We start from the raw sequence: 20,337 nt of genomic DNA on the forward strand, positions 1-20,337 counted from the left end.
CGGTGTGGCACTCTCGTGCGAATGGAGGCTCTGAGAGACACCGACCCCGCCCGCATCGGGGCGCAGACACTGCTGGCCCGGCTGGGTGCCGGTGGTATGGGGCAGGTGTACCTCGGACGGTCGCCCGGCGGCCGCCTGGTGGCCATCAAGGTGATCAAGGACGAGATCACCGGGCACCCGGAGGCCCTCGCGCGGTTCCGCCGGGAGGCCGAGACGGTCCGGGCGGTGCGGTCGGCGTACACGGCGAACCTGATCGACGCCTCGCTGGCGGCGCCGCCGTTCTGGCTGGCCACGGAGTACGTGGCCGGCCCGACGCTCGGTCATGCGGTGGGCGAGTTCGGAGCGCTGCCCGCAGCCACGTGCCGCAGGCTCTTCGCCGCGCTGGCCGAGGGGCTGGCGAGCGTCCACGCGTACGGGGTGACGCACCGGGACCTCAAGCCGCAGAACGTGATCCTGGGTGCGCAGGGTCCGCAGCTCATCGACTTCGGTATTGCCAAGGGTGCGGCCCAGACGGCTCTCACGCAGTTCGGCACCGCCCCGGGCACCCCGGGCTACACGGCGCCGGAGGTGCTGCTGCGCAACGAGGTGGCGGACGCGGCCGACGTGTTCGCCCTCGGAGCCACGATGGCCTACGCGGCGACGGGACGGGCGCCGTACGGCACCGGTGAGCCGACGGCGGTCAACTTCCGGGCGGTGCACGGTGACATCGACGTCGAGGGCGTGGAGCCCGGTCTCGCCGACCTGATCAAAGCCTGCGTGGTGTCGGACCCGGGTGCGAGGCCTGCTCCCGCAGAGATCATTCGGCGTTGCGCGGTGGACTCGGCACTGATCGAGGACGCCGTGTACGCGTCGCTGCTGGCGACGGCAGGGGAGGTGTCGGCGCAACTGCCGGGACTGGCCTCGACCATCGGCCCGGGGCTCCCGGCCGGCCCGGTGTATGTACCGACCTACGTGCCTGCGGCTGACCCGGGGCAGCCCCGGGGGCGCGGTGGGCAGCGGTGGCGTACGTCGCGCTGGGCGCTGTGGGCCGTCACCGCTCTGGTGGCGGGCGGCCTCGCCACGGGCGGGTACCTGCTGATCCCGGACAAGAGCGGCGAGCGGACGGGCGGTGGCGGGCAGGCCGCGGGCTTGCCGACCGGGCAGGCCACGCCGAGCGGGTCCGGCGCACAGTCTCCGGTCACGCCGTCCTCCCCCGGGCAGGCCGCTTCGAGCTCGGCATCGCCCTCCCGGGGAGCTGGCGCCGGGTCGGCGGCGGTGCCCGACCACATCGAGGCGAACACCGTGTCCCGGGACCTGTGGACCGGCACGGCCGCGGGCGGCGGGAGTTGTAACCTGCCCGCCGAAGAGCGGGCGGAGTTCCTGGTGGGTTCCGTCGTCGATGCAGACAACCCGGACGCGAAGACGGTCACGGGCAAGGTCAAGATCCATGTGTACCTGAAGCCGTACAACACGGAGAAGCCCCCTTACGCCGTCTCCGTCGGGGTCAAGCCTCCGCACGAGATCGACCAGAGCACACAGCGGCCTTACGAATCCGTCCGCGACTACAACCACGGCATCGGCTACACCAGCAAGCCCGTCGATCTCGCCGACAAGGCTTCCGGCGGCAGCGTGGAGCTCACGTATCCCGACGACTTCGTCATGAAACTCGTGGACAACGAGGGGAACCCCAAGACTTTTCCCGCCATCCCGCTCGTGAACGACCCGGGTGACTGGACCGTGGTGTTCTACCGGGTCAGGGGTGTCAAGGAGTACGCCAACATCTACTGCACCGGCTTTCCGGTGGAATAGTGGCGAGTCAGGCTGACGAAAGCACTGTCAGACTGCTTGTCATGAGGCAGTGTTGACGAGTGCGCAAGTTCTGGATGGCAAGCGGGATCGGGATCGGCGTGTGCCTGACCTTCGTTGCGCTGCTGGTCGTCGGTACGTACTCGGCGGCGGCAGGCATCGCGAACACGGGCAGGGCGGGCGCCGTCGGGCTGGTCAAGGGAGCGGTTCCGGCGCTCTACCAGCCGCTGGTGCAGAAGTGGGGAAACCTTTGCCCTGCCCTCAACCCAGCTCTGCTGGCAGCACAGTTGTACACCGAGAGCGGCTGGAAGGCCGACGCGCTGAGTCACGCGGATGCGCGGGGCATCGCCCAGTTCATCCCGGAAACCTGGGCCACGTACGGTATCGATGGGAACGGCGACGGCAGACGGGACATCTGGGATCCGAGTGATGCCATCCCCTCGGCGGCGTCCTACGACTGCCAGCTCGCCAAGGACGTTGCGTCCGTACCCGGTGACATCTCCGACAATATGCTCGCCGCTTACAACGCCGGCCCCTATCGCGTGATCAAAGCCGGGGGTGTGCCTCCCATCAGCGAGACCCAGGGCTACGTGAAATCCATCCGGGCCCTGGAGAAGAGCTTCGCGCGGCCCGTCGGGCGGGTGGCGCCCTCTCAGCAGGCCGCCGGAGCCATCTACTTCGCGCAGAAGCAGTTGGGGACCCCGTACCTGTGGGGCGGCAACGGGACGCCGGACCAGGACGGGCGGTTCGACTGCTCGGGGCTGACCAAGGCCGCGTACGAGTCGGTGGGGATCGAGCTGCCGCGCGTCGCCAACGACCAGTACAACGCCGGTCCGCACCCCTCGCGGGGTGAACTGCTCCCCGGCGACCTGGTGTTCTTCTCTGATGATCTGACGAACTCCCGGGAGATCCGGCACGTCGGGCTCTACGTGGGCGGCGGATACATGATCAACGCCCCGTACACCGGTGCCGTGATCCGCTTCGACAAGATCGACACCCCGGACTACTTCGGCGCGACCCGCGTCACGAAGGACGGCGCCGAGGCGCTGCCCGACCGTACGGCCGGCGCCAAGTCCCCCTAGCCCAGCGGTCGGCGACGCTGCGTTAACCAAGGGCCCTGAGCTGCGACGATCAGTCACTCTTCGATAACGTTGCCGTGATCATTCGGTGGAGAGTGGAACGTGCGCTTCAGAACGGGCGTTCCATGGACACAGTCTTGATCAACCGGGGGGGTTCAGGGGCGCACACAGGGGTGCGCCCGAGGGGAACCGAGCAAGGGCTAAGGGGCCGCATCGCCATGGCTGGACTCACAAGTGGTGGGCCGAACGTGGACGTAAGCCTGCTGTACGACGTCAACGGACTGGCCCGGCACGCCCCGGCCGCGGTCGACCGGGCCGTCGCGCTCGTCGGCGCGTACGGGATCCCGCTGGCCCTGGTCCTCCTCTTCCTGTGGTGCTGGCACGGGATGCGCCGGGCCGACGAGGCCACGGCGGCCGAGTCGTTCGCCGCGCTCGTGTGGGCGCCGCTCGCCGCCGCGCTCGCCCTCCTGCTGAACGTTCCGGTGCGTGCGCTCGTCGCACGGCCGAGGCCGTTCGTCGAACACGACGGCCTCGACGTCCTCGCACCGCACACCGGCCCCGGTGACTTCTCCTTCGTCAGCGGTCACGCCACCCTCGCGATGGCCTTGGGCGTTGGCCTGTTCCTCGCGAACCGCAGGCTCGGGCTCGCCGGGATCGGCCTGGCCCTCGCCGAGGGCTTCTGCCGGGTGTACCTCGGGATCCACTACCCGACCGACGTCATCGGCGGTTTCGCGCTCGGCACCGCCGTCGTCCTGCTGCTCGCCCCGCTCGCGATGGCGCTGCTGACCCCGCTGGTGCGGGCGGTGGCCCGCTCCCCGCGCGTCGGCCGGCTGGTGCACGCCAGGCGCCGGGCCCTGCCCCGCCCGGTGGACCTCGCGCAGTCCCAGACCCCGCCGCCCGCCTGCCTCCCGCACGAGAACGACCTCGCCGCCTAGGCCCTGTCGTCAAACTGCCGTCTGCCCCGCGACGCCTGGCACGCGCTCTCGCCGCACCGGGCGAAAGCCAAGTACGTCCAGTACGCGGTCTTCCGCCCGGCGCGCCGAGAGCACGCACCAGACGCCGCGGGGCCGCCCTCCGGGCGACGACGGGAGTTTGACGACAGGGCCTAGTCCCGGCTCACGCCCGGCCGTACGTGTGCCATACGGAGATCAGGACCGCCGCCAGGAGGCACAGGCACGCCGCGCCGAAGCACAGGCGGACCGCCTTCGGGCGCGGGCGCGGGGTCACGGTTCCCCGTGCTCCGTGCCGTGGTCCTCGGAGTCGTCCTCGCGGCGGTAGCGCGAGCGCAGCCACAGTCCGGTGGCCACGGCCGCGAGAACGGTCGCCCCGATGGCCAGGGCCACGTCGGCCGGACCGTCCGCCGAGCCCGTCGGGCGCGCCGAGGCCGCGGCGGCGGGCGTGAGGGCGATGAGCAGGGCCCAGAGGAGGGCGGCGACGCGGGCTGCGGGTCCTGGCATGCATCCAGGGCATCCGCTCCCGGGGGCGTCGGCCAGCCGGGCAGTCCGAACGGGCGACCGACGGGCCCCGGGTCCGGCGCCGTCCGGCCGCGCCATCCGGCCGCGCCGTCCGGTGCTGGGACCCGGTGGGCCTTTCCGGTCGCAGCACTACGTCGAGGGGTGGCGGTCCGCGTCCTTGCGGGCCAGGTCGCGGGAGCGGCGGGCCGGGCCTCTCCAGCCGCAGGTGCACAGGGCCAGGCAGAACGAGCCGCGTTCGGCGGTGCTCGTGGTGTGCCCGGTGGGCGGCCGCTCCGTGGGACGAGGGAGCGGCACGGCTTCAAGCGGAGGGACCAGCGACGCTTTGGTGTGCGAATCCACATCACCAAGGTACCTGGGTCCGGCAAGGGGCCGGGGCCGCGGCGGCCCGTGACGGGAAACCCCGGACCTCGTTAACCGGAGCGGGTGGGGGCCTCGGGCAAGCAGCGGTCATGCGTTGGGGGTTGGCAGGCGATGGTGGTGCACCAGCACAGGCGGCGGCGCGGGCGTGCGGGTGGGGCGGTGCTCGCCCTCGGGGTGGCCGTGACCATGGCCGCGATGAGCGGGTGCGCAGCCGCGGACAAGGATGACGCGCGGCATCCCGCCGACCCGGTCGCGACCGTACGGGGAGCCGCCGACCTGCTGGCGAGGACCGGCAGCGCGCAGGCCCGTACGGCGATGGAGATGGCCACCGGCGGGACGCGGGTCACGATCCGCGGCGAGGGCGGGGTCGACTTCAAGAACCGGATGGGCCAGCTCCTGGTGATGCTGCCGGCCGACGCGGCGGGCAAGGACGAGCACCGGCCCATCACCGAGCTGCTCGTCCCCGGGGCCCTGTACATGAAGAACCGGGGCGCGGGCGTGCCCGCCGACAAGTGGGTCCGGGTGGACACGACGACCCTCGCGGACGGGAACCTCGTCACGGGCGGGGCCACCGACCCGCTGGCCGCGGCCGAGCTGCTGCGCGGCGTGCAGGAGGCGACGTACGTGGGCGAGACCGAGGTGGCGGGCACCAAGGTGCGCCACTACCGCGGGACCACCGACATCGGGCAGGCCGCGAAGAACGCCTCACCGGCGGTCAAGGGGGCGTTGGAGGCAGCGGCGAAAGGGTTCAGCAAGGGAACGGTCCCCTTCGACGTGTACCTCGACGAGGAGGGACGGCTGCGCAAGGTCCGCCACCGCTTCAGCTACGTCAACAATGGCGTGATCGATGTCTCCTCCACCACGCTGCTGTACGGGTTCGGGACGCCGGTGACCGTCGTATTGCCCGCAACCGGGGACATTTACGCCGGGAAGATCGCCGAGTAGCCCGCTGGACGGTCCCGGAGCGGCGCGATCGGGCCATGGCCCGGTATCCGGAAATGGTCCATCCGTGTCATGCGCACAGCGCCCCGCCCTCCCTACGCTGAGAGGGAGCGCCCACGACCGATGACCGACGACCGATGACGGCAGATTGAGGTGACGCGTGACTCCCGCAGGCGGTACGACGGTGCAGGACCACGTGGCGCTCGCCGAGATCGAACTGTGCGGCGAGCTGATCATCGCGGCGTCCGCGGCGGACGAGGAGCGGCTCAGCCAGGACCGGATCGACGAGGTCCTGATGGGTCTCGGGCTGTAGCCGCGTCCGCGGTGAGGGCCGGAGGCCCGTGTGCAGGGTCTCATCAGGTGCGCAGGCGCTCAGACGCTCAGGTACGCAGCAGTCGGGCGATCGCCTTCGTCGCTTCCTCGACCTTGGCGTCGATCTCGGCCCCGCCCTTGACGGCCGCGTCGGCGACGCAGTGCCGCAGGTGCTCTTCGAGCAGCTGGAGTGCGAAGGACTGGAGGGCCTTCGTGCTCGCCGAGACCTGGGTGAGTATGTCGATGCAGTAGACGTCCTCGTCGACGAGCCGCTGCAGACCCCGGATCTGGCCCTCGATCCGGCGCAGCCGCTTGAGGTGCTCGTCCTTCTGGTGGTGGTAGCCGTGCACCGGGCCGGTACCGGTGGCGACGTCGGCTCCGGAGCCTTCCGCCTCGATGGCAGTCATGCGTCCTCCCGTGGTCCGGATCGAGGGGTCCATGCCTGTGCATACCCCTCGTGGGTATAGGGTACTGGGCTCTTGCCGGAGCGGCAGGGGCCCGTGCTGCTCACTCTGCCTGATGGAGGACACTGGGGAACCGCCCGGAACCGCCGGTTAGCCGTGGCCGGGGGATGCGCCTAGCATCAGCCTGACCGAATCCAATGCACCCCGAGGACCTCACGTGCGATTTCGTCTGACCCCCAGGGAGACGAGCTTCTACGACATGTTCGCCGCATCCGCGGACAACATCGTCACGGGCTCCAAGCTCCTGATGGAACTGCTCGGAGCGGACACCTCCGCCCGGGCCGAGATCGCGGAACGGATGCGGGCAGCCGAGCACGCGGGGGACGACGCCACCCACGCGATCTTCCACCAGCTGAACTCCTCCTTCATCACGCCGTTCGACCGCGAGGACATCTACAACCTGGCCTCGTCCCTCGACGACATCATGGACTTCATGGAGGAGGCCGTCGACCTGGTCGTCCTCTACCAGGTGGAGGAGCTCCCCAAGGGCGTCGAGCAGCAGATCGAGGTGCTGGCGCGGGCGGCCGAGCTGACCGCTGAGGCCATGCCGCACCTGCGCACGATGGACAACCTGACCGAGTACTGGATCGAGGTCAACCGCCTCGAGAACCAGGCCGACCAGATCCACCGCAAGCTGCTCGCCCAGCTCTTCAACGGCAAGTACGACGCCATCGAGGTGCTGAAGCTCAAGCAGATCGTCGACGTGCTCGAAGAGGCGGCCGACGCGTTCGAGCACGTCGCGAACACGGTGGAGACCATCGCGGTCAAGGAGTCCTGAACCTCGTGGACACCTTCGCTCTGATCGTGACCATCGGTGTCGCGCTCGGTTTCACGTACACCAACGGTTTCCACGACTCGGCGAACGCGATCGCGACCTCGGTCTCGACCCGCGCGCTGACCCCGCGCGCCGCCCTCGCGATGGCCGCGGTGATGAACCTCGCCGGTGCCTTCCTGGGCAGCGGCGTCGCCAAGACGGTCAGTGAGGGCCTGATCGAGACGCCCACCGGCAAGACGGGCATGTGGATCCTCTTCGCGGCCCTGGTCGGCGCGATCGTGTGGAACCTGGTCACCTGGTACTTCGGGCTTCCCTCGTCCTCCTCGCACGCGCTGTTCGGCGGCATGGTGGGCGCGGCGCTGGCCGGCGGCACCGAGGTCATCTGGTCGGGAGTCCTCGACAAGGTCGTCATCCCGATGTTCGTCTCGCCGGTCGTCGGCCTGGTCGTCGGTTACCTGGTGATGGTCGTCATCCTGTGGATGTTCCGCCGGGCCAACCCGCACAAGGCCAAGCGCGGCTTCCGCATCGCGCAGACGGTGTCCGCGGCCGGCATGGCACTCGGCCACGGCCTCCAGGACGCGCAGAAGACGATGGGCGTCGTGATGATGGCCCTGGTCATCGCCGACGTGCAGCAGAACGGCGACGCGATCCCGGTCTGGGTCAAGCTCGTGTGCGCCGTGATGCTGTCGCTGGGTACGTACGCGGGCGGCTGGCGCATCATGCGGACCCTCGGCCGCAAGATCATCGAGCTGGACCCGCCGCAGGGCTTCGCCGCCGAGACCACCGGCGCCTCGATCATGTTCGGCTCCGCGTTCCTCTTCCACGCGCCGATCTCCACCACCCACGTGATCACCTCGGCGATCATGGGTGTGGGCGCCACCAAGCGCGTCAACGCGGTCCGCTGGGGCGTCGCCAAGAACATCGTGCTGGGCTGGTTCATCACCATGCCGGCCGCGGCCCTGGTCGCCGCGCTCTGCTACTGGATCGTCGACCTGGCCTTCGTCGGCTAGCGGGACGAGGTACGCGGGAACGAAAGCGGGCCGGCTCCCCCCACCCAGGGGGAGCCGGCCCTTTCGCCTTGCGGTGGCACCGCCATGCAGCACCGCAGGACGTTCAGCACATCCGAGGCTTCGGCCTAGCCGAAGCGGCCCGAGATGTAGTCCTCGGTCGCCTGGACGGACGGGTTCGAGAAGATCCGGTCGGTGTCGTCGATCTCGACGAGCTTGCCGGGCTGGCCGACCGCCGCCAGGTTGAAGAACGCGGTGCGGTCGGAGACGCGGGCGGCCTGCTGCATGTTGTGCGTCACGATGACGATCGTGAAGCGCTCCTTGAGCTCGCCGATCAGGTCCTCGATCGCGAGGGTGGAGATCGGGTCCAGGGCCGAGCAGGGCTCGTCCATCAGCAGGACCTCCGGCTCGACCGCGATGGCGCGGGCGATGCACAGACGCTGCTGCTGGCCGCCGGAGAGGCCGGAGCCCGGCTTGTTCAGACGGTCCTTGACCTCGTTCCACAGGTTGGCGCCCTTGAGGGAGCGCTCCACGATGTCGGTCAGCTCGGACTTCTTGAACTTGCCGTTCAGGCGCAGGCCCGCCGCCACGTTGTCGAAGATCGACATGGTGGGGAAGGGGTTCGGGCGCTGGAAGACCATGCCGACGGTGCGGCGGACCGCGACCGGGTCCACGCCGGCGCCGTACAGGTTCTCGTCGTCCAGGAGCACCTTGCCCTCGACGCGGCCGCCGGGGGTGACCTCGTGCATGCGGTTCAGGGTGCGCAGGAAGGTCGACTTCCCGCAGCCGGACGGGCCGATGAAGGCGGTCACGGAGCGAGGCTCCACGGTCATCGAGATGTCATCGATGGCCTTGTGGGTGCCGTAGAAGGCGGACAGGCCGCTGACGTCGATTCGCTTGGCCATGAGGGTCACTTCGCTTTCATACAGTCGCGTCAGCGACCGGTCTTCGGGGCCTTCCAGCGGGCGATGCCGCGGGCCACCAGATTGAGGATCATGACGAAGGCGATCAGGACGAGCGCTGCGGCCCAGGCCCGGTCGTAGGAGGCGTCACTGCCGACCTTGTACTGCTCCCAGATGTACAGGGGGAGCGAGGACTGGGCACCTTCGAAGGGGTTGCCATTGATCAGCTGCGTACCGAAGACCAGCAGCATGATCGGGGCGGTCTCACCGGCGATGCGGGCGACGGCCAGCATGAGGCCGGTGGCGATGCCGCCGATGGCGGTGGGGAGCACGACCTTGAGGATCACGCGCCACTTCGGCACGCCGAGGGCGAGGGCGGCCTCGCGCAGCTCGTTCGGGACGAGCTTGAGCATCTCCTCGGTGGAGCGGACCACGACGGGCATCATCAGGATCGACAGGGCCATCGAGCCGGCGAAGCCGGACGGGCCGAAGCCGAGCATCAGGTTCCAGGTCGTCAGGATGAACAGGCCCGCGACGATGGAGGGGATGCCGGTCATGACGTCGACGAAGAAGGTCACGGCCTTGGCGAGCCTGCCCTTGCCGTACTCGACGAGGTAGACGGCGGTCAGCAGGCCGATCGGCGCGGCGATCAGAGCGGCCAGGGCGACCTGCTCGATGGTGCCGAGCAGCGCGTGGTAGACGCCGCCGCCCTCCTCGAAGCTGGTCACGCCGTTCATGGAGTGGCTGAGGAAGTCCCCGTCGAGGGCCTTCATGCCACGGCTGATCGTGGTCCAGATCAGCGAGAGCAGCGGGATGACCGCGAGGACGAAGCTGACCCACACGAGGGAGGTCGCGACCCGGTCCTTGGCCTGGCGGCGGTTCTCGACGACCGCGCTGGCGGTGTAGGTGATCGCGATGAACAGGATCGAGGCGATCAGACCCCACTGGATCTTGCTGTGGAGGCCGGCGACGACGCCGATGCCGCAGCCGAGGGCGATCGAGAGGACCGCGATGCCGGCCGGGGCCCAGCGGGGCAGGCCGCCCCGGGTGAGGGATGCGGGAGCGGCGGACTTGCGGGCCTGGGCGGGCCGCTGGTCCTGGAGTGCGTGGCTCATCAGGCGTTCGCCCCCGAGAAGTCCTTGCGGCGAGCGATGATCAGGCGGGCTGCACCGTTGACCAGCAGGGTGAGCAGGAAGAGGACCAGACCGGAGGCGATCAGCGCGTCGCGGCCGAACTCGTTGGCCTCGTCGAACTTCGCGGCGATGTTCTGCGCGAACGTGCCGCCGCCCGGGTCCAGGATGTGGCCGTTGATCAGGAAGCTCGGGGAGAGGACGGTCGCGACGGCCATGGTCTCGCCGAGGGCGCGGCCGAGGCCGAGCATCGAGGCCGAGATGACGCCGGAGCGGCCGAAGGGCAGCACCGACATGCGGATGACCTCCCAGCGGGTCGCGCCGAGGGCCAGGGCGGCCTCCTCGTTCATGCGCGGGACCTGGAGGAAGACCTCACGGCTGACGCTGGTCACGATCGGCAGGATCATGATCGCGAGCAGGATGCCGACGGTGAAGAGCGAACGGGCCACGCCGACCTGGGTCTTGTCGAAGACGTAGGTCCAGCCCAGGTACTCGTCGAGCCAGAGGTTGAGGCCTCCGAGCTGCGGGACGAGGAAGAGGGCGCCCCAGATGCCGTAGATGATCGACGGCACGGCGGCCAGCAGGTCGACCACGTACGCGAGGGGTGCGGCCAGCTTGCGCGGCGCGTAGTGCGAGATGAACAGGGCGATGCCGACAGCGATCGGAACCGCGATGGCCATCGCGATGATCGAGCTGACGACGGTGCCGAAGAGCAGGACGGCGATGCCGAAGACGGGCGGGTTGGCCGACGCGTTCCAGTCGAAGGTGGTGAGGAAGTTTCCCTCGTTCTTCGACAGTGCGATCGAGGCGCGGTAGGTGAGGAAGACGGCGATCGACGCCATGATCACCAGGAGCAGGATGCCGGAGCCCTTGGAGAGCCCCGCGAAGATCTTGTCACCGGCACGGCCGGTGGACCTCGCGCTCTTGGAGACAGGCGGAGCCGTGTCTATCGGGGTGGGTGTGGTGGAAGCCATGGTCTTTCCGGTCTGGGTGGGGGGTCAGGCCCCCTGGCGGCGGTGCACCGGATTCCCCCGGGTGGGAGGGGAAGGGTCCTGGGGGCCGGGCTGATCCGGGGGTCCCGCCAGACGGAGTCTGGTGGGAGGGATCGGCCCGGCCCCCAGGCTCATCGTCAGGACAGCGAGTTGATGACTTCGCGGACCTTGGTGTTGATCTCGGCCGGGATCGGGGCGTACCCGTTGTCGGAGAGGACCTTCTGGCCCGCGTCCGAGGCGGTGTAGTTCAGGAAGGACTTGACGGTCGGCAGCGTCTCGGCCTTGTTGCCCTTGTCGCAGACGATCTCGTAGGTCACCAGGACGATCGGGTAGGCACCCTCGGCCTTGGTGGTGTAGTCGAGCTTGAGCGCCAGGTCGGAGCCGGTGCCGGCGATCTTGGCGGCGGCGATGGCCTTGGAGGCCGAGTCGGCGGAGGCCTTGACCGGGGCGGCGGCGCCCGTGTTCACGTCGACCGTCTTGATGCTCTGCGCGCTGGCGTAGGAGAGCTCGAAGTAGCCGATCGCGCCGTCAACGGTCTTGACCTGCGAGGCGACACCGGCGGAGCCGCTGGCGGCCTGGCCGCCCGGGGCCGGCCACTTCTTCGCGGGCTCGTACGTCCAGGCCTCGGGAGCGGCGGCCTTGAGGTACTTGCCCAGGTTCTCGGTGGTGCCCGAGTCCTCGGAGCGGTGGAAGGCCTGGATGGGGGTGGAGGGAAGCGTGACGCCGGGGTTCAGCTTCTTGATCGCCTCGTCGTCCCACTTCTTGATCTTGTCGTTGAAGATGTTGGCGAGGGTGGGGGCGTCCAGCGTCAGCTTGTCCACGCCGGCGACGTTGAAGCCGATGGCGATCGGGCCGCCGACCATGGGCAGGTTGATGCCCTGGCCGCCGGTGCAGACCTTCTTCGACTCCTCGACGGCATCGGGCTTCAGCGCCGAGTCCGAGCCGGCGAAACCGACGGTGCCCTGGTTGAAGGCGACGATGCCCTCACCGGAGGAGGAGGACTTGTAGTTCACCTCGACGCCGGGGCAGGCGGCCATGTAGTTCTTGACCCACAGGTCCACGGCGTTCTTCTGGGCGGAGGAGCCCGAGGCGAGCAGCTTGCCCTTCGCGCCGTCGCACTTGATGTCGCCCGCGGCCGCCGACGGCTTGCCGCTGGCGGAGCCGCCATCCTTCGTGTTGTTGTCCGAGCCGCACGCCGTGAGGACCAGGGCGCCCGACACGACAAGCGCGCCGAGGGCGGAGGCACGAAGCATGTTCTTGCGCTGAAGCTTCACTTTCGGGTGTTCCTTCCAGAAGCCGCCGGCCGCTTTCTGTATCGGGGCGGCGTGCGAAGAGGACTACGTCAGGTACACGGTGTGCCGCCCGACCGGGCCGGGGACGCGCTCCGTGCACCACCGAAATTAGGCAGAACAGGTGAAGCGGCCGACCGGGACAAGTGAACGGACGGTGAACCGTGGCGGACGGCCCGGTGTGGATCGCCGGGTTTGCTCCGTAGTGTCATGCGCCGTTGTCCCCTCGTTACCGTTATGTGACTCTCTCGGGTCCGGTACCGGGCCGGCGCCTGCACGGGGCGCCGACCCGGAGCGTGGCCGAAAACGATCGGTCAGGGTGCGGTGGCCGGGGCCGGGTGCCACACGTCCCGGAACGTGAAGCGGGCCGCCTCCACCTCGTGCCGCTGGTCGGCGTGCAGGACCCCCAGGGCGTACGCCGTCGCCGGGGCGATCCGCGGGGTGCGGGCGGCCGTCGCCGAAGCGGCAGCGGCCTCGGCGGCGTCGCGGTGCCGGTCCAGGGCCTCGCCGGCCACCACCAGCCGGGCCACGTCCTCGCCCAGGGCCTCCCGGGCGTAGCGGTGGACCCGCAGCAGCCTGCGCACCTCGTGCCAGGAGCCGTCGTGATCGGGGTTGTACGGGTGCGCCTCCGCGGCCGGCGGCAGCGCCGAGACGGCCGCCGCCAGCCGGGTGCGGGCCACCTCGGCGAGCGGGACCAGGACGTCTTCGACCCGCCCGCGGGCCGCGACCGGGTCCAGCGGCACCTCGGAGGCCAGCACGGCCACCGCGTCCGCGACCGCGTGGAACCGGGACGAGCCCAGCGCCTGGAGGGTCGCCGAGTGGGCGCGGGTCCGGGCCAGCGTGAGCTGCCGTTCCAGGAGGGCGCCGGCCCGCGCCGAGCCCACCGTCAGTGCGCCCGCTGCGCCCCGGGGTGCGGGCACCTCCGGCGAGCCCGAGAGCCGGTGCAGTGCGTCCAGCAGCCGGGTCAGCCGGGCGGCGTACGCGTGCTCGTCCGCCAGGGTCGAGGACAGCCACACCAGCTCGGTGCGCAGCCCGTCGGCCCAGGAGGACTCGGTCACCACCCGGAAGGTGGACAGGGACCCGCTGATCCGGCGCGCAGCCCCCCGCAGGCTGCGCGCCGCCTCGCTGCCCTCCGCGGCGCCGGCCCCTGCCCCGGACTCCGTCCGGGGGGACCCCCACTCCTCGTGGAGGCGGAGCGCGCGCAGGAAGGCGGTGGCCTGGGCCCGCAGGTACGCGCCGAGCACGTCACCCGCGCAGCCCGCGGCCCGTGCTGTCAGGTCATGGTTTGGCTGAGCCACGCCGGCGCCTCCGGGCGTCTATGAGCATCTCCTGAACGTGCCGCAGCGGCTGGCCTTCGTGGTCCGTGCTGTGCCGGGTCCATTCGCCGTCCGGGCCCAGGTGCCAGGAGGAGGTGGAGTCGGACATCCCGGTCTCCAGCAGCCGGTCCAGTGCCGCGCGGTGGGCCGGGTCGGCGACCCTGACCAGTGCCTCGATGCGGCGGTCGAGGTTGCGGTGCATCATGTCGGCGCTGCCGATCCACACCTCGGGTTCGCCGCCGTTGCCGAAGGCGAAGACCCGGGAGTGTTCCAGGAAGCGGCCGAGGATGGAGCGGACCCGGATGTTGTCCGAGAGTCCGGGGACCCCGGGGCGCACGGCGCAGATGCCGCGGACCCAGATGTCGACGGGCACTCCCGCCCGGGAGGCCCGGTAGAGCGAGTCGATCAGGGCCTCGTCGACTATCGAGTTCATCTTGAGGCGCACGTACGCGGGGCGGCCGGCCCTGTGGTGGGCGGCCTCCTTGTCGATCCGGGCGATCAGGCCGTCGCGCAGCGAGCGCGGGGCCACGAGCAGCCGGCGGTAGGTCTCGCGGCGCGAGTAGCCGGACAGCCGGTTGAACAGGTCGGAGAGGTCCGCGCCGACCTGCGGGTCGGCGGTGAGCAGGCCGAGGTCCTCGTACAGGCGGGCGGTCTTGGGGTGGTAGTTGCCGGTGCCGACGTGGGAGTAGCGGCGCAGCGTGTCGCCCTCCTGGCGGACGACGAGGGAGAGCTTGCAGTGGGTCTTGAGGCCCACCAGGCCGTAGACGACGTGGCAGCCGGACTCCTCCAGCTTGCGGGCCCATTTGATGTTGGCCTGCTCGTCGAACCGGGCCTTGATCTCGACGAGTACGAGGACCTGCTTGCCGGATTCGGCGGCGTCGATCAGGGCGTCGACGATCGGGGAGTCGCCGGAGGTCCGGTACAGCGTCTGCTTGATCGCGAGGACGTCCGGGTCGGCGGCGGCCTGTTCCAGGAAGGCCTGCACGGAGGTGGAGAAGGAGTCGTACGGGTGGTGCAGCAGCACGTCCCGTTCGCGCAGCGCGGCGAAGATGTCGGGCGCCGAGGCGGACTCGACCTCGGCGAGGTCGCGGTGGGTGCCGGCGACGAACTTGGGGTACTTCAGCTCGGGCCGGTCCAGGGAGGCGATGCCGAAGAGGCCGGTCAGGTCCAGCGGGCCGGGCAGCGGGTAGACCTCGGCGGCGGAGACGTTCAGCTCCTGCACGAGGAGGTCCAGGACGCCGGGGTCGATGGACTCCTCGACCTCCAGGCGCACCGGCGGGCCGAAGCGGCGCCGCATGAGCTCCTTCTCCAGGGCCTGCAGGAGGTTCTCGGCGTCGTCCTCCTCGACCTCCAGGTCCTCGTTGCGGGTCACCCGGAACATGTGGTGCGCGAGCACCTCCATGCCGGGGAACAGCTCCTCCAGGTGCGCGGCGATGACGTCCTCGAGGGGGACGTAGCGCTGCGGGGAGGCCTCCAGGAAGCGGGAGAGCAGCGGCGGGACCTTGACGCGGGCGAAGTGGCGGTGGCCGCTGACCGGGTTGCGGACGACGACGGCCAGGTTGAGCGAGAGCCCCGAGATGTACGGGAAGGGGTGCGCGGGGTCCACGGCCAGCGGCGTGAGCACCGGGAAGATCTGGTTGCGGAACAGCGTGAAGAGGCGGGCCTGCTCCTTCTCGGTGAGGTCCGGCCAGCGGATGAGGTGGATGCCCTCTTCGGCGAGCTGCGGGGAGATGTCCTGCTGGAAGCAGGCGGCGTGCCGGGCCATGAGCTCGCGCGAGCGCGTCCAGATCAGGTCGAGCACCTCGCGGGGCTGGAGCCCCGAGGCCGAACGGGTGGCGACACCGGTCGCGATGCGGCGCTTGAGGCCGGCGACGCGGACCATGAAGAACTCGTCGAGGTTGCTCGCGAAGATCGCCAGGAAGTTGGCCCGCTCCAGCAGGGGGGTGGCGGGGTCCTCGGCGAGTTCCAGCACCCGCTCGTTGAAGGCCAGCCAGCTGCGCTCACGGTCGAGGAAGCGCCCCGGGGGGAGCTCGCCGCCGTCCTTGTCGTCGTAGGCGTCCAGGTCGGCGTCGAGATCGGGCGCGAGGCCGGGTTCGAGGCCGGAATGCGTACGGTGCGCGGCTATGGAGCCGATCCGCGCGGGTTTCGCCGCCGCGCCGGAGGAGGCGACGGCGGAGGGGTGAGACGGGTGCTGGGCGGGGACCTCGGTGGGGCCTGCGCTGGGCTGGTGGCTCATGACTCCATTGTTCCGCGCAGGCGGCAGGACAGGCGCGTCGGAGGCTTTCCCGATTACCGCTGGGAGGTGACCCCTGGCCGTCGGACGATGAGCGGGCTGCATGCCGGGAGAGTCGCAAGCGCGTCTTAAGAGCCGGTGAATGCCGTATGGCTTCCAGGCTCCGCGTGGTGCACGAGTACCTCTCGCCCGCGCCCGGAACGCCCCGGCGCGTCCCCCGGGGCCCGGCCGGGCGCTGGGCCCGGCCGGGCGGCCCGACGGCGCGCCCCCGGCCCGGCGGGGCGCCCCGGCCCGGGGCGCGGGTCGCCCCCGGCCGCCCCACCGGGCGGCCGGGGGCGGGCCGGGCGCGGGCAGAGCCCGGTGGCGGGGGCGGGCCCGGGGCGCGGGTCAGCTTTCGGTGCGGTACATCAGGTCGACCTCGTGCGTGCTGAAGCCCATGCCCTCGTAGACGGCCAGGGCCGCCGGGTTGTCGGCGTCGACGTAGAGCATCGCCGTGGGCAGGCCCGCCCCCGCCAGGTGGTGCAGGCCGATCGCGGTGAGGGCCTTGCCGAGGCCGCCGCCCTGGGCTCCGGGCCGCACGCCGAGCACGTACACCTCGCCGAGGCGCTCCTGGGCGTGCACCTTCGTCCAGTGGAAGCCGACCAGCTCCCCCTCCCGCTCGGCGAGGAAGAACCCCTTGGGGTCGAACCAGGGCTGTGCGATGCGGTCGCTGAGGTCCCGCTGGTCCAGTGAGCCCTGTTCGGGGTGGTGGGCGAAGGCGGCCGCGTTCACGGCGAGCCAGGCCGCGTCGTCCTGGCCGGGTACGAAGGTGCGTACGGTCACCCCGGCCGGCAGGACCACCTCGGGCAGCGGGGGCCCGTCGGGGCCGAGCGGGCGGCGCAGCTGGCGCAGTTCCCGGAACAGGGTGAGTCCGAGGACCTGTGCGAGGTGGCGGGCCGCGGACTTGCCGCCGTGCGCCCAGACCCGGATCCGCTTGCCCGAAGCGGCGAGCAGGGCCGAGCCCAGCGCCCGCCCGTGGCCGCGGCCGCGCAGCGCCGGGTGGACGACGAGTTCGGCGGCGGGGGCCTCCACCGGGTCGGTGTCCTCCAGTTGTCCGTATCCTGCGAGCCGCCCCTTCTCGGTGAGCAGGAAGTGCCGGATCCCCTCGCGGCGCCCGCCGCGCAGCTGGAGGCGGCCCTGCTCGGACACGGCGGTGGTGCCGTCGGTGCGCGCCGCGTCCTCGATGAGGGCGAGCACCGCCCCGGCCTGTTCCTCCGTCAGTTCGTCGAGGGTCTGAATCTGGCGTCCCGGCTCCAGGGCCGCTGCTGCGTCGTCAGTCATGTGTCGAGCCTACGACCGCGGGCGGCGGCGATCCGTCTTCTGCGTGTGACCAGCCCGATACCCGCGACCCCCTGTCGCGCTACGCGCGTTGACCATAGGCTGCGGCCGACCTCCCGAGTTTTACCGCTGTCCAAAAGGGGACTACATGTCAGCGACGCCACAACGGCACCGCCGAGCACGCCGGTTGACCTTCGCCGCTCTCGCCGTCACGGCCGGCGCCGGAGCCATGGTCGCCGCCGCACTGCCGGCCGGTGCCGCGAGTGGTGGCGGTGCCGGCAAGAGCCGCACCGTCGACGTGCAGATGCTGTCGTTCAACGACTTCCACGGCACGCTGGAGCCGCCGCAGGGCTCCTCCGGCACCGTGACCGAGCGTCAGGCAGACGGCACCACGAAGGCGATACCCGCCGGTGGTGTCGAGTACCTGGCGACCAGCCTGCGCGAGGCCCGCAAGGGGCACGAGTACTCCGTCACGGCCGCTGCCGGTGACATGATCGGCGGCAGCCCGATGCTGTCCGGTCTCTTCCACGACGAGCCCACCGTCGAGGCGCTGAACAAGCTGAAGCTGGACGTCACCAGCGTCGGCAACCACGAGTTCGACGAGGGCAAGGACGAGCTGCGCCGCATGGCGTACGGCGGCTGCCACCCGGTCGACGGCTGCTTCGAGTACGGCAAGGAGTACACGGGCACCGAGTTCAGGTACCTCGCCGCGAACGTCACCGACGAGAAGACCAAGCGTCCGCTGATGTCGCCCACCTTCATCTGGAAGAAGGGGGACGTGAAGATCGGCTTCATCGGCGTCACCCTGGAGGGCACTCCGGACGTCGTGACCGCCGACGGGGTCAAGGGCCTCAAGTTCGGCGACGAGGTCGAGACGATCAACAAGTACGCCGCCGAGCTGGACAAGCAGGGCGTGAAGTCGATCGTCGCGCTGATCCACGAGGGCGGCCTGCCCGCCAGCGGCGCGTACAACTACGACTGCAACGTCCCGGGTGCCGGCGCCGGCGTCTCGGGCGCCATCGTGGACATCGCGAAGAACATCGACCCGAAGGTCGACGCGCTGGTGACCGGCCACACGCACCAGGCGTACGCCTGCAACATCCCGGACCCGGCGGGCAACCCGCGCATGGTGACCTCGGCCGCCTCCTACGGCCGCGCGTTCACGGACACCACGCTGACGTACGACCGCCAGACCAAGGACATCGTCCGGACCCCGCTCTCCGCGCCCAAGCCGGTCACCAAGGCCGTCACCCGGGACGTGCCCAAGGCTCCGGACATGACTGAGCTGATCACCCGCTGGAACGCGCTGGCCGCCCCGGTCGCCGGCCGTCCGATGGGCTACATCTCGGCGGACATCGCGGGCCGCGGCTCCGAGGCGCCCGAGAAGCCGCTCGGCGATCTGATCGCCGACGCGCAGCTGGAGGCCACGGCCCCGGCGGCCAGGGGCGGCGCGCAGCTGGCCATCATGAACCCGGGCGGCATCCGTGCCGACCTGGCCTACAAGGCCGCGGGTGGCGAGGGCGACGGCGTCGTGACGTACGGCGAGTCCTACACGGTGCAGCCGTTCAACAACCTGATGAACGTGGTGGACCTGACCGGCGCGCAGCTGATCACCGCGCTCCAGCAGCAGGTCAGCGGCCCCGTCAACGGTCCGAACCCGAAGATCCTCCAGGTGTCGAAGGGCTTCACCTACACCCTGGACATGACGAAGACGGGCGTGGACCGCATCGTCGTGGACTCGGTGAGGCTGAACGGCGCGGCGATCGACCCCGCCAAGACCTACCGGGTCGCGATGAACGAGTTCCTCGCGGGTGGCGGTGACGGCTTCACCGTCCTGAAGGACCACAAGAACAAGCTGGTCGGCGTGCCCGACCTGGAGGCCTTCAACGCCTACCTGGGGAAGTCGACGGCGGCCTCCCCGATCGCCCCGCCGGCGGCGGACCGCATCACCGTCGTCAAGTAACCCGCAGTACCTGTAGCACCCGTAGTACCCGCAACACCTGCGTCGAGCACGCCCGGAGGGGCGGTGGGCCGTCCGGCCCGCCGCCCCTCCGGCGTTTCCCGGGCCGCCCCGGCTGCTCAGAGGCCGGCCAGGAACGCGCCGACGGCCTTGTGGAACCCCTCCGGATCCGTGAACGGTACGAAGTGGTCCCCGTCCAGGGGCGTGTACGAGGTCCCCGGCCGCCGGGTGACCATCGCGTCGGCCTGGCCCTGCGGGAGCGACGCGCTGCGGGTGCCGTGGATCAGCAGCGCGGGGCAGTCGCTCGCCAGCCAGGCGTCCCAGTGGTCGCCGCGGCAGGCCTCGACGGAGTCGAGCATGTCCTGCGGGTGGAACGGCAGCCGCCAGCCCCCGTCGGGCAGGGGCCGCAGCGCCTGTTCGACGAACTGTGCGCCCACCGGCCCGGCCGCGGCGAGGAGTTCCCCGCGGGTGGGTGCGGTGTACCGCATGGCCCGCAGGAAGCCCATCCAGTCGCCGGCCCCGGGGTTGATCTCCACGGCGGCGTCCGCGTCGATGAGCGCCGAGATGCGGTGGGGGTGCGCGGCGGCCAGGTGGACGGCGTTGAGCCCGCCGAGGGAGTAGCCGAGGAGCGCGACGGGGGCGTCGAGGCCGAGGTGGTCGAGCAGGGCGACGGCGTCGCTGACGTATCCCGCGCGGCTGTAGTCGGCGGCCCGGTCGGAGTCGCCGTGGCCGCGCTGGTCGGGGGCGATGACCCGCCACGCGTCGCCGAGGACGTCGGCGAGGCCCGCGAAGGCCATGGCTTCGGACATCCCCCCGTGCAGGGCGAGCAGCGGACGGCCCGGGCCGCCGAAGTCCAGGTACGACAGCGCGCGGCCGTCGATCGTCAGCGTGTGGCGCATGGTTCAGCTCTCCCCTGTGTGTCCTGCGGTGACGTGCCGTATCGAGCCTGTCAGGATTTGGGCAACCGCGCAATACATTCGTATTGGGCAGTTGCCCAAA

Annotated in this window: 19 protein-coding genes; 8 read left to right on the top strand and 11 right to left on the bottom strand. The window is 70.6% G+C overall.

Translation table 11 applies throughout. From position 1 onward, the window contains the following. Positions 1-21 precede the first annotated feature (21 nt). From ACIPK4_RS00075 to ACIPK4_RS00085, 3 genes are all read left to right on the top strand, one after another. Complete coding sequence (locus tag ACIPK4_RS00075) at positions 22-1,788, top strand: serine/threonine-protein kinase (RefSeq protein ID WP_402307855.1); 1,767 nt, start codon at positions 22-24, stop codon at positions 1,786-1,788. Positions 1,789-1,862: 74 nt separating this feature from the next. Beyond that, a complete protein-coding gene (locus ACIPK4_RS00080; protein WP_054220725.1) occupies positions 1,863-2,867 on the top strand; it encodes a bifunctional lytic transglycosylase/C40 family peptidase in 1,005 nt (334 codons plus the stop codon). 215 nt (positions 2,868-3,082) lie between these two features. Beyond that, positions 3,083-3,799: a phosphatase PAP2 family protein gene (locus ACIPK4_RS00085; protein WP_402307858.1), complete on the top strand. Its 717-nt coding sequence runs from the start codon at positions 3,083-3,085 to the stop codon at positions 3,797-3,799. Between the two features lie 288 nt (positions 3,800-4,087). On the opposite strand, the gene ACIPK4_RS00090 is transcribed toward ACIPK4_RS00085, so the two are convergent. After that, on the bottom strand, positions 4,088-4,321 hold the full coding sequence (locus ACIPK4_RS00090; protein ID WP_376199575.1) for a hypothetical protein: 234 nt from the start codon (positions 4,319-4,321) through the stop codon (positions 4,088-4,090). 147 nt (positions 4,322-4,468) lie between these two features. Then, positions 4,469-4,633, bottom strand: coding sequence for a hypothetical protein (locus ACIPK4_RS00095; protein WP_402307861.1), 165 nt, complete (start codon positions 4,631-4,633; stop codon positions 4,469-4,471). Positions 4,634-4,810: 177 nt separating this feature from the next. On the opposite strand from ACIPK4_RS00095, the gene ACIPK4_RS00100 reads away from it, so the two are divergent. Both ACIPK4_RS00100 and ACIPK4_RS00105 read left to right on the top strand, forming a co-directional pair. Next, the gene (locus tag ACIPK4_RS00100) at positions 4,811-5,644 is read left to right on the top strand and encodes a hypothetical protein (RefSeq protein WP_402307864.1); all 834 of its coding nucleotides are present in this window, start codon (positions 4,811-4,813) and stop codon (positions 5,642-5,644) included. A 157-nt stretch (positions 5,645-5,801) separates the two neighbouring features. Then, positions 5,802-5,954 carry a hypothetical protein gene (locus tag ACIPK4_RS00105; protein WP_165937309.1) on the top strand — a complete coding sequence of 51 codons (153 nt, stop codon included), beginning with the start codon at positions 5,802-5,804 and terminating at the stop codon, positions 5,952-5,954. A gap of 67 nt (positions 5,955-6,021) precedes the next feature. Here ACIPK4_RS00105 and ACIPK4_RS00110 read toward each other — a convergent pair whose 3' ends face one another. Then, positions 6,022-6,360 carry a metal-sensitive transcriptional regulator gene (locus ACIPK4_RS00110; RefSeq protein WP_402307867.1) on the bottom strand — a complete coding sequence of 113 codons (339 nt, stop codon included), beginning with the start codon at positions 6,358-6,360 and terminating at the stop codon, positions 6,022-6,024. A 214-nt stretch (positions 6,361-6,574) separates the two neighbouring features. On the opposite strand from ACIPK4_RS00110, the gene ACIPK4_RS00115 reads away from it, so the two are divergent. Then, a complete protein-coding gene (locus ACIPK4_RS00115; protein ID WP_402307869.1) occupies positions 6,575-7,195 on the top strand; it encodes a DUF47 domain-containing protein in 621 nt (206 codons plus the stop codon). 5 nt (positions 7,196-7,200) lie between these two features. Further along, the gene (locus tag ACIPK4_RS00120; protein WP_402307871.1) at positions 7,201-8,202 is read left to right on the top strand and encodes an anion permease; all 1,002 of its coding nucleotides are present in this window, start codon (positions 7,201-7,203) and stop codon (positions 8,200-8,202) included. A 125-nt stretch (positions 8,203-8,327) separates the two neighbouring features. On the opposite strand, the gene pstB is transcribed toward ACIPK4_RS00120, so the two are convergent. The 7 genes from pstB to mshD all read right to left on the bottom strand — a co-directional run bounded on the left by pstB (position 8,328) and on the right by mshD (position 17,381). After that, positions 8,328-9,104 carry a phosphate ABC transporter ATP-binding protein PstB gene (gene pstB, locus ACIPK4_RS00125; protein ID WP_385190966.1) on the bottom strand — a complete coding sequence of 259 codons (777 nt, stop codon included), beginning with the start codon at positions 9,102-9,104 and terminating at the stop codon, positions 8,328-8,330. A gap of 29 nt (positions 9,105-9,133) precedes the next feature. Continuing rightward, positions 9,134-10,216 (bottom strand): phosphate ABC transporter permease PstA, encoded by a 1,083-nt coding sequence (gene pstA / locus ACIPK4_RS00130; protein WP_402307873.1) that lies wholly within the window; start codon positions 10,214-10,216, stop codon positions 9,134-9,136. Next, a complete protein-coding gene (gene pstC / locus ACIPK4_RS00135) occupies positions 10,216-11,205 on the bottom strand; it encodes a phosphate ABC transporter permease subunit PstC (protein WP_402307875.1) in 990 nt (329 codons plus the stop codon). The genes pstA and pstC overlap by 1 nt, the downstream gene beginning before the upstream one ends. Positions 11,206-11,360: 155 nt before the next feature. Then, the gene (gene pstS, locus ACIPK4_RS00140; RefSeq protein ID WP_402307877.1) at positions 11,361-12,497 is read right to left on the bottom strand and encodes a phosphate ABC transporter substrate-binding protein PstS; all 1,137 of its coding nucleotides are present in this window, start codon (positions 12,495-12,497) and stop codon (positions 11,361-11,363) included. A gap of 329 nt (positions 12,498-12,826) precedes the next feature. Next, entirely contained in the window at positions 12,827-13,810 is a 984-nt protein-coding gene (locus ACIPK4_RS00145) for a CHAD domain-containing protein (protein ID WP_402307879.1), read from the bottom strand. Further along, positions 13,791-16,064: an RNA degradosome polyphosphate kinase gene (locus ACIPK4_RS00150; RefSeq protein WP_402307882.1), complete on the bottom strand. Its 2,274-nt coding sequence runs from the start codon at positions 16,062-16,064 to the stop codon at positions 13,791-13,793. Before ACIPK4_RS00150 ends, ACIPK4_RS00145 begins: the two co-directional genes overlap by 20 nt. Before the next feature lie 384 nt (positions 16,065-16,448). Next, positions 16,449-17,381 (bottom strand): mycothiol synthase, encoded by a 933-nt coding sequence (gene mshD, locus ACIPK4_RS00155; protein WP_402307884.1) that lies wholly within the window; start codon positions 17,379-17,381, stop codon positions 16,449-16,451. A gap of 145 nt (positions 17,382-17,526) precedes the next feature. On the opposite strand from mshD, the gene ACIPK4_RS00160 reads away from it, so the two are divergent. Next, positions 17,527-19,341, top strand: coding sequence for a bifunctional metallophosphatase/5'-nucleotidase (locus ACIPK4_RS00160; protein WP_402307887.1), 1,815 nt, complete (start codon positions 17,527-17,529; stop codon positions 19,339-19,341). A gap of 116 nt (positions 19,342-19,457) precedes the next feature. Here the strand turns inward: ACIPK4_RS00160 and ACIPK4_RS00165 are convergent, their stop codons facing one another. Beyond that, positions 19,458-20,237, bottom strand: coding sequence for an alpha/beta fold hydrolase (locus ACIPK4_RS00165; RefSeq protein ID WP_402307889.1), 780 nt, complete (start codon positions 20,235-20,237; stop codon positions 19,458-19,460). Between the last annotated feature and the right edge of the window lie 100 nt (positions 20,238-20,337).

It is taken from the genome of Streptomyces sp. NPDC086989 (assembly GCF_044745505.1).
Lineage (GTDB): Bacteria > Actinomycetota > Actinomycetes > Streptomycetales > Streptomycetaceae > Streptomyces.